Annotated in this window: 7 protein-coding genes and 1 other RNA gene; 5 read left to right on the top strand and 3 right to left on the bottom strand. The window is 70.0% G+C overall.

What is annotated here, in order from left to right; translation table 11 throughout:
• Window positions 1–172: 172 nt before the first annotated feature.
• Window positions 173–560, bottom strand: a transfer-messenger RNA (tmRNA) gene (gene ssrA / locus MK177_07710).
• A 240-nt stretch (window positions 561–800) separates the two neighbouring features.
• Here ssrA and MK177_07705 point away from each other — a divergent pair.
• Window positions 801–2,039, top strand: a complete 1,239-nt coding sequence (locus MK177_07705) for an aminotransferase class III-fold pyridoxal phosphate-dependent enzyme (protein ID MCH2427204.1) — start codon at window positions 801–803, stop codon at window positions 2,037–2,039.
• Window positions 2,040–2,060: 21 nt separating this feature from the next.
• Here MK177_07705 and smpB read toward each other — a convergent pair whose 3' ends face one another.
• Entirely contained in the window at window positions 2,061–2,534 is a 474-nt protein-coding gene (gene smpB, locus MK177_07700) for an SsrA-binding protein SmpB (GenBank protein MCH2427203.1), read from the bottom strand.
• A 112-nt stretch (window positions 2,535–2,646) separates the two neighbouring features.
• On the opposite strand from smpB, the gene MK177_07695 reads away from it, so the two are divergent.
• The 4 genes from MK177_07695 (at window position 2,647) to MK177_07680 (ending at window position 5,553) form a co-directional block, all read left to right on the top strand.
• Window positions 2,647–3,084: a M67 family metallopeptidase gene (locus MK177_07695; GenBank protein MCH2427202.1), complete on the top strand. Its 438-nt coding sequence runs from the start codon at window positions 2,647–2,649 to the stop codon at window positions 3,082–3,084.
• Between the two features lie 74 nt (window positions 3,085–3,158).
• Window positions 3,159–4,118 carry a pyridoxal-phosphate dependent enzyme gene (locus MK177_07690; protein MCH2427201.1) on the top strand — a complete coding sequence of 320 codons (960 nt, stop codon included), beginning with the start codon at window positions 3,159–3,161 and terminating at the stop codon, window positions 4,116–4,118.
• Between the two features lie 22 nt (window positions 4,119–4,140).
• Window positions 4,141–4,875, top strand: a complete 735-nt coding sequence (rph, locus tag MK177_07685; GenBank protein MCH2427200.1) for a ribonuclease PH — start codon at window positions 4,141–4,143, stop codon at window positions 4,873–4,875.
• Window positions 4,876–4,959: 84 nt separating this feature from the next.
• Window positions 4,960–5,553: a non-canonical purine NTP pyrophosphatase gene (locus tag MK177_07680; GenBank protein ID MCH2427199.1), complete on the top strand. Its 594-nt coding sequence runs from the start codon at window positions 4,960–4,962 to the stop codon at window positions 5,551–5,553.
• A gap of 12 nt (window positions 5,554–5,565) precedes the next feature.
• Here MK177_07680 and MK177_07675 read toward each other — a convergent pair whose 3' ends face one another.
• Window positions 5,566–8,064, bottom strand: a complete 2,499-nt coding sequence (locus MK177_07675; protein ID MCH2427198.1) for an EAL domain-containing protein — start codon at window positions 8,062–8,064, stop codon at window positions 5,566–5,568.

Below are 8,064 nucleotides of genomic sequence, written 5' to 3'. Positions count from 1 at the left end.
GGACGAAGCCGGGTGGGTCACCGGCCAGACCATCGGCCTCAACGGTGGCGCCTTCACCTCCTGACCGGCACTTCCAGACCGACTGTGACAATTTGTGCACTTGGACGCCGGCTGCCGAGGCCCAAAACGACAGAGAGGCCTGAAATATCAGGCCTCTCGTCGATAATTCGTCTTGTGGAGCTGGGGGGAATCGAACCCCCGTCCGTCGAAGGGTGACCGTGCGCGCTACGACCATTCCCGAGAACGTGGCTCCTGGCTGCCACCCCGCCGGGTCGGGCGGGCCCGGAGGCCCCGCCACGGGGTCTTTCCCCCGGGTCAGCGGTCTTTCACGCCGTCAGCGGTCTGTCCCAGCTGTCTCCACCGCTTCTGTTGCCGGGTTGCGGTGGACCGACCCCGCGTGCCGTTACCGGTCGCGATGACTCTCTACCGTCTGACTAGGTCAGGCGGCGAGAGCGAGATCGTCCGTGTTGGCGTCTCTTTGGGTGCCCCGTTTAGGGAGTCTGGGCAACTCCGGTCGCACGACACGCCCACTGCCATCGGCGTCGAAACCGATCAGCCCCGTGGGTGGCGGCCCGGAGGCCGCCGTGTGCGGATATCAGGTGTTCGGTTGTCAAGGATCCGCGTCGTCAAGGGTACAGCAGGTCTGTGACGGCCAGCCCGGCGCCCCAGCGGGCCTGCCACCGGCAGGTGCGAACGGGTGGGTTCTCGTCCAGCAGGTCGTGTCGTCCGGCAGGCAGTCAGGTCATGCCGTCTGGCAGACTCCGCGCATCGACGACCGTCGGGCTGCCTCGTATTCGTTCATGCCGGCGACCGAGGCTCCTCCCGTCGTCGAGAGGGCCGAGGGCTGCACGCTCTTCTTCGCCGACGGCCGCGAGGTCATCGATGCCGGCGGAGGGGCGGTGGCCATCAGCATCGGCCACGGTCGCACCGAGGTGGCCGATGCCGTAGCCCATGCCACCCGGCGGGTCTCGTACGTGATTCCGCCATGGGTGACCGAGGAGCGGATCACCCTCGTCGAGATGCTCCGCGAGCGGTGGTTGCCGCCCGAGTTGAACCGGGTCGGACTGGTGAGCGGCGGGTCCGAGTCCGTCGACTCGGCGATACGGCTGGCCATCAGCCACTTCGTCTCCGCCGGAAGCCCGGAACGCTGGAAGGTCATCGGGCGGGAGACCTCCTACCACGGGGTGACCCTGGCTTCGCTGTCTGCCAGCGGGCACTCCTCGAGGCGAGCCGGCTTCGAGCACGTCCTCATGGACTTCCCCAAGATGCCGGTCGCCGACGCCGAGGGCCTCGAGAAGGTCATCGAATCCGAGGATCCCAACACGATCGCCGCTGTGATCGCCGAACCGGTGATCGGCGCGAGCGCCGGCGCCCTGCTGCCACCGGACGACTGGTGGTCAGATGTGCGGTCGATCTGCGACGCCCACGGCATCCTGCTCATCGCCGACGAGGTCATGACAGGGTTCGGTCGGACCGGTCGCAAGTTCGGCGTGGACCACTGGGATGTGGTGCCCGACATCATGGTCGGCGGCAAGGGCCTCTCCGGCGGCTATGCGCCCCTCGGCGGCGTGTACACCTCCGAGAAGGTGGTCGCTCCGATCGCCGAGGCCGGTGGCGGCATGATGTTCTTCACCTACTCGGCCCATTCAGCAGCCTGTGCGGCCGGTATCGCCAGCCTCACGATCCTGGAGGAGGAGGACCTGGTCGCGGCCAGCGCCACCAAGGGCGAGGACTTCCTGCGCCGGCTTCGCCCGCTGGAGGAGCATCCGCACGTTCGGGAGGTGCGTGGCCTGGGCCTCATGATCGGCATCGAGCTGGTGAGCGACAAGGCCGCCGGCGAGCCGTACGGGCCGATGGACCGCATGGCCGACCAGGTGGTGGCCGAGGCCCTGCGCCGCGGCGTGTGGGTCTACCCGGCGGGCGACGGCAACGCCCCCGATGCGCTGCTGATCGGGCCGCCGTTCACCATCACCGAGGCCGAGATGGACGTCGTCGTGGCCGTGGTGGGTGAATCCATCTCGGCCGTCTGCGGCGACTGACGGGCAGCAGGGCCGTCGCCGTCAGCGCCGTCGGCCGCGGGCCATGGCCCGGTCGGCTTCCCGATCCGCCTCCCGACGGGCGAGCGCCTGGCGCTTGTCGTGCAGCTTGCGGCCCCGGGCCAGAGCGATCTCGACCTTGGCGTGCCCGGCCTTGAAGTAGAGCCGCAGGGGGATCAGCGAGAGGCCCTCGAGGTTCATCCTCTCGGTGATACGGCGGATCTCGGCCCGGTGCAGCAGCAGCTTCCTGGGCCGGTCCGGGTCGTGGCCCATGCCCTCGCCGCCGCTCATGGAGTAGGGCGAGATGTGCAGGCCCAGCAGCCAGATCTCGCCGTTCTCCGGCCGGCCGAATGACTCGGTGATCTGCACCTTGGCGTCCCGCAGCGACTTCACCTCGCTGCCGCGCAGCACGAGGCCGGCCTCCCACGTGTCGAGGAGGTCGAAGGCGTGTCGGGCCCGGCGGTTGGTGGCGACCGTGCGGTCGTTGGCTTCGCTCACCCGTGGAATCGTACCTGTCGAACCTCCGGGCTCAGGGCAGCGTCCGCCGGGCTCCGGGCGGTGCCGGCGGCGTCCGGCGGTGGGTTGCGGGCCCGCCGTTAGCCTCCGTGAGGTGGGCGAGACCGTGACGATGACCGTCGACGTGTACCGGGCGATGCTGGACCGTGCCCTGACCGAGACGCCCAACGAGGCCTGCGGCCTGTTCAGCGGTGCCAAGGGTGGCCTGCACGTCGACGGCTACCACCCGATGGCCAACACGGCCGACCCTGACGAGGCGTGGAAGCTCTACGTCCTGGACGGTCGCGAGATGCTCGACGTGGAGGCGGCGGTCGACTCCGAGGGTCGGGCGGTACTCGGGGTGATGCACAGCCACACCCATACGACGGCCTATCCGTCACCGACCGACGTGGCCGATGCCGCCCGTTTCGACCCGTTCGGGGCCTGGGTCTTCGTCATCGTCTCGCTGAAGCACCCGGATCCGGTGCTGCGGGCCTACCGGATCCTGGACGGTGACATCACCGAGGTGCCGGTCGTCGTCGACGGGGGTTAGAATCCCGACCAGATAGGTCGGCTTTCTGCCGAGTTCCCACCGACCCGAACATCCCTCGCACGAACTGCAGCACCATGGCCGTCCACCCCTCCATCCTCGACCTCATCGGCGACACGCCGATCGTCGACGTGAGCGTGCTGAGCCCCAACCCGTCGGCCCGGCTGCTGGCCAAGCTGGAAGGCCAGAACCCGACCGGTTCGGTCAAGGACCGCATAGCCAGGGCCATGGTCGAAGACGCAGAGGCCGACGGCACGCTGGTGCCCGGTCGCACGATCATCGAACCGTCGTCGGGCAACACCGGCATCGCGCTGGCCATGATCGCCCGCATCCGGGGCTACCCGATCAAGATCGTCCTCCCGGAGAACGTGTCGATCGAGCGTCGACAGGCCCTCGAGGTGTTTGGCGCCGAGATCATCGCGTCGCCCGGCGACGAGGGCTCCAACGGGGCGGTACGCCTGGCCCGCCGACTGGCCGACGAGAACCCCGACTGGGCGTTCCTCTACCAGTACGCCAACGAGGCCAACCCCCGGGCCCACTACGCCACCACCGGCCCGGAGATACTGCGCGACGTCCCCGAAATCACCCACTTCGTGGCCGGGCTGGGCACCAGCGGCACGCTCATGGGAGTCGGCACCTATCTCAGGGAACAGAAGCCCGATGTGAAGGTGCTGGCGGTCGAACCACCGTCCGGCGAGCTGGTCCAGGGACTGCGGAGCCTCGACGACGGCTACATTCCGCCGGTCTTCGAGAAGTGGGGCGGCTACGACCTCCTGGACGGCAAGCGCATCGTGCGCCCCCGGGAGTCCATCGAGTACGTCCGCCGGCTGGCCGACGAGTGCGGCATCTTCGCCGGGCTGTCCGCCGGCGCCGCCCTGGCCGGCGCCATCAGGGTTGCCGAGCAGCTGGCCGACGGTGAGACGGCGACCATCGTGTTCATCGTGAGCGATGCCGGATGGAAGTACCTTTCCACGGGCGCCTGGACCGACGACCTCGACGAGGCCGCCGCCAACGCCGAATCGATCATCTACTTCTAGAACCACCCACCCAGGAGGCACAGTGTCCGCAGCGAGTAACCGCCCCGACGGACGTGCCGACGACGAGTTGCGACCCCTCTCCTTCGAGCGCGACTTCACAGAGATGGCGGCCGGTTCGTGCCTCGTCTCATTCGGCAGGACCCGAGTGCTGTGCACCGCCTCGCTGGGCGACGGCGTACCACCGTGGCTGCGCAACACCGGCCGGGGCTGGGTGACCGCCGAGTACTCGATGCTTCCCGGCTCCAGCCCAGAGCGCATCCGACGCCGCACGTCGGGTCGCGACCAGGAGATCCAGCGGCTCATCGCCAGGTCGCTGCGCGCCGTCGTCGACCTCGAGGCCATGCCCGAGATGGAGGTCACCGTGGACTGCGACGTCCTGCAGGCCGACGGCGGCACCAGGACGGCCTCGATCTGCGGTGGCTACGTGGCGCTCCACGATGCCTTCACCCGGATGGTGGCAGCGGGCACGCTGCCGGCCTCGCCGATCACCGACGAGCTTGCCGCCATCTCGGTGGGCATCGTCGACGGCTCGCCGCGCCTCGACCTGCCCTACGTGGAGGACTCCGTCGCCGAGGTCGACTTCAACGTGGTCATGACCGGTTCCGGCGACTTCGTGGAGGTGCAGGGCACCGCCGAGGGTCGGGCATTCAACCGGGGCCAGCTGGACGCCCTGGTGGACCTGGCCAGCGCGGGCATCGCACGGATCGTGGATGTCCAGCGGGCCGTCCTGGTCGAACCACCGGCAGCCCGCTCCTGACCGGATCGCCATGACCGGACGCTCCTCGGATGGGCAGGCCGGCCACGCTGTGGTCCGTGGTCCATCGGGTCAGATCGGCACTCCGTGAACCCCCTGCCACGGCTGGTGGTGGCCAGTGCCAACCCGGACAAGGTGGCCGAGATCGCCCTCGTCCTGGACGGCCTCGTCGACCTTGACCCCAGGCCGCCGGACCTGCCCGACGTGGTGGAGGACGGCGACACGCTCGAGGCCAACGCCCGCCTGAAGGCCGTGGCCATCTGCGAGGCCACCGGCTGTGCCGCCGTGGCCGACGACACTGGCCTGGAGGTCGACGCCCTGGGAGGCGCCCCGGGAGTGCACACCGGGCGCTACGCCGGAGACCACGGGAACTCGGAGGCCAACATGGGCCGGCTCCTCGGCGACCTGGCCGGGGTCCCTGCCGGTAGGCGTACGGCCAGGTTTCGGACCGTGGCCCTCGTGCGGCGCCCCGACGGCACCGAGGTGGTGGCCACCGGCACCGTCGAGGGCCACATCGCCGACCGGCCTAGGGGCGACGGGGGCTTCGGATACGACCCGGTGTTCGTTCCGGTGGAGGGCGACGGGCGTTCCTTCGCCGAGATGGGCGACGAGAAGCACGCCATTTCCCATCGGGGACGGGCCTTCCGGAACCTGGCCCATCGGCTGGCCGCCGGCACCTGACCGGCATCCGGCTCAGTTCGGCGAGACGGGCGCCTCTGTGAATCGACGTCCCAGGAAGCGGTCGAACTCGGCGTCGGTGACCGGTTCGGAGAAGTGGAAGCCCTGGGCCATGTCGCACTGCAGTCGCTGCAGGCGTCTCAACTGCGACTCGGTCTCCACGCCCTCTGCGATCACCCTCAGGCCCAGGCTGTGGGCCAGGGCGACCGTGCCGGTCACGATGGCGGTGTCGTCGCCCACGCCGCCGTCCACCTCGGGGTCGTCGAGGCCGGACACGAACGACCGGTCGATCTTGAGGAAGTCGATGGGGAAGCGCTTCAGGTAGGCCAGCGACGAGAAGCCGGTGCCGAAGTCGTCCAGGCCCATCCGGACGCCCAGGTCGGTCAGCTCCCCAAGCACCATCTCGGTAATCGGGTTGGCGGCGATCAGGGCACTCTCGGTGAACTCGAGGGCCAACTGGTCGGCCTGCACGCCGTTGTCGGCCACCGCGGCGGCCACCACGCCGGGAAATGACGGATCGGCCAACTGTCGGGCGGACACGTTCACGGCCACGCTGAGGCGGGGACCCTTCCCGAGTTGCCGGGCCTCCCACGCAGCCAGGCGGCCGACCGCGATGGTCAGGACCCGGGCTCCCAGGTCGGCTATCAGGCCGCTGTCCTCGGCTATGTCGATGAACTGCGCCGGTTGGAGCAACTCGCCGGTGGTGCTGCGGATCCGGGCTAGCGCCTCGGCTCCGGTCACGGCGCCGTCCGAGAGGCGGACCACCGGCTGGAAGTGGACCTCGATGCGGTCATCGATGATGGCAGCCCGGAGCTCCTGTTCGACGGAGTGTCGTCGGACCGCCTGGGCCCGGAGGTGGTCCCCGAACAGCTCCGCCCGGTCCCGCCCCTGCTCCTTGGCCCGGTACATGGCCGTGTCGGCGTCCCGCAGTAGGTCGGCCGGAGTCTCGGACCCGTGGGCAACGGCGATCCCCACGCTGGCCGACACCACCGTGGAGTCGCTGCCCAGCTGCATCGGCCGGGCCAGGGCGGTCCGAACCCGTTCGGCGGCGGCCAGGGCATCGGTGGTCCGGACCATGTCGCCGATTACCACCACGAACTCGTCGCCACCCAGCCGGGCCACCATGTCGCCGGGACGCACGGTCCGCAGCAGCCGACGGGCAGCCTCGCGCAGCAGGTCGTCGCCGGCACCGTGGCCGAGCGAGTCGTTCACCACCTTGAAGCGGTCCAGGTCCAGGAACAGCACCCCGACCATCCGATCGTGTCGAGCCGACCGGTGCAGTGCGTCCTGGAGGCGGTCCAGCAGGAGGGCCCGGTTGGGGAGCCCGGTCAGCTCGTCGTGGAAGGCCCGTTCCTCGAGTTGCGCGGCCACCTCTACGCGCTCGGTGACGTCGCGGGCGTTCACGACCACGCCGGCCACCGCGGGATTGCCAAGCAGATTGGTGGCGACTATCTCCATGTGGCGCCAGCCCCCTTCGGCATGCGCTACGCGGGCCTCGAAGGCGGGCGACATGCCGGGTCGGGCGACCACCTCGTCGGCCCGCTCTACCAGCTCGCCGAGGTCGTCGGGATGGACGAGCTCGGCCACCGGGACGCCCTCCATGGCATGGGCCTCCCGGCCGAGGATGCGGGCCACCGCCGGGCTGGCGTAGATGATCCGTCCGTCCTCGCCGATCACGCACACCAGGTCCGAGGCGTGCTCCACCAGGGCGGCAAGGCGCATCTCGGAGGCCTCGACCCGCTGCTGGGCGGCGTGGAGGTCGGTCAGGTCGCGGGCCATCATCGAGATGGCGTCGACCGCTCCCTCGGCATCGCGGTGGGCGACGAGTACAGCCGAGACGGGCACGGTCCGGCCGTCGCCCACGAGGCGGAGCTCGCCCCGCCACGTGCCACCGGTTCGGACCGCCGGCAGCGCTGTCGTGGCGTACTGGGCCTGCGACCAGGCATCCAGCACGTCCAGGAGCCGAATCTCGGCCGAGGTGGATCCGGCCCCGGTATGGCGATGCATGGCGTCGTTGGCCCAGACGACGAGCTCGCCGGAGGGGTCCAGGACGGCCACGGGATCGGGGCTGGACTCCAGCACCCTGGTCAGCTCGTGCGCCCGCCTCGTCTCGTCGGTCTCGTCGGTCACGTCGGTGACGGTGAGCAGAGCGCCGGCCGACCCGTCCACCCCGTCGAGTGGGACCGTCGAGAGGTCCAGCCACCGGATGGCACCGTCGGCGTCGAGCAGGCGGAGCCGACCCCGTAGGGCCGTCCCGTCGGACAGCGAACGGCGTAGGTCCGCTAGGAACTCGTCGCGGCCGTCCGGGTCCAGAATCGAAGTCCAGCCGTCGCCGTGGGCGTCCGCCGAATCCTGACCGGTGGTGGTGGCCCACCGGCCGTTGACCCGCAGGATCCTGCCGTCGGCGTCTAGACGGGCCATCCCGGCGGGAGCGGCCTCGACGAGCGCGTCAAGGACGCCACCGTCGTCTGGGGGAGTGCCCTCGGACGGGCGAGCGTCGGTTGGTTCGGTCAC

The sequence above is a fragment of the Acidimicrobiales bacterium genome (assembly GCA_022452145.1).
In the GTDB taxonomy this organism is placed as follows: Bacteria; Actinomycetota; Acidimicrobiia; order Acidimicrobiales; family MedAcidi-G1; genus UBA9410.
The sequence above is the reverse complement of the archived record's forward strand: the minus strand, read 5'-3'. Positions and strand labels throughout refer to the sequence as shown.

Bases quoted from the DNA above. Each gene is read 5' to 3' on its own strand.
- MK177_07705 (MCH2427204.1), top strand. From the start codon at position 801: ATGCCGGCGACCGAGGCTCCTCCCGTCGTCGAGAGGGCCGAGGGCTGC.
- MK177_07690 (MCH2427201.1), top strand. From the start codon at position 3,159: ATGGCCGTCCACCCCTCCATCCTCGACCTCATCGGCGACACGCCGATC.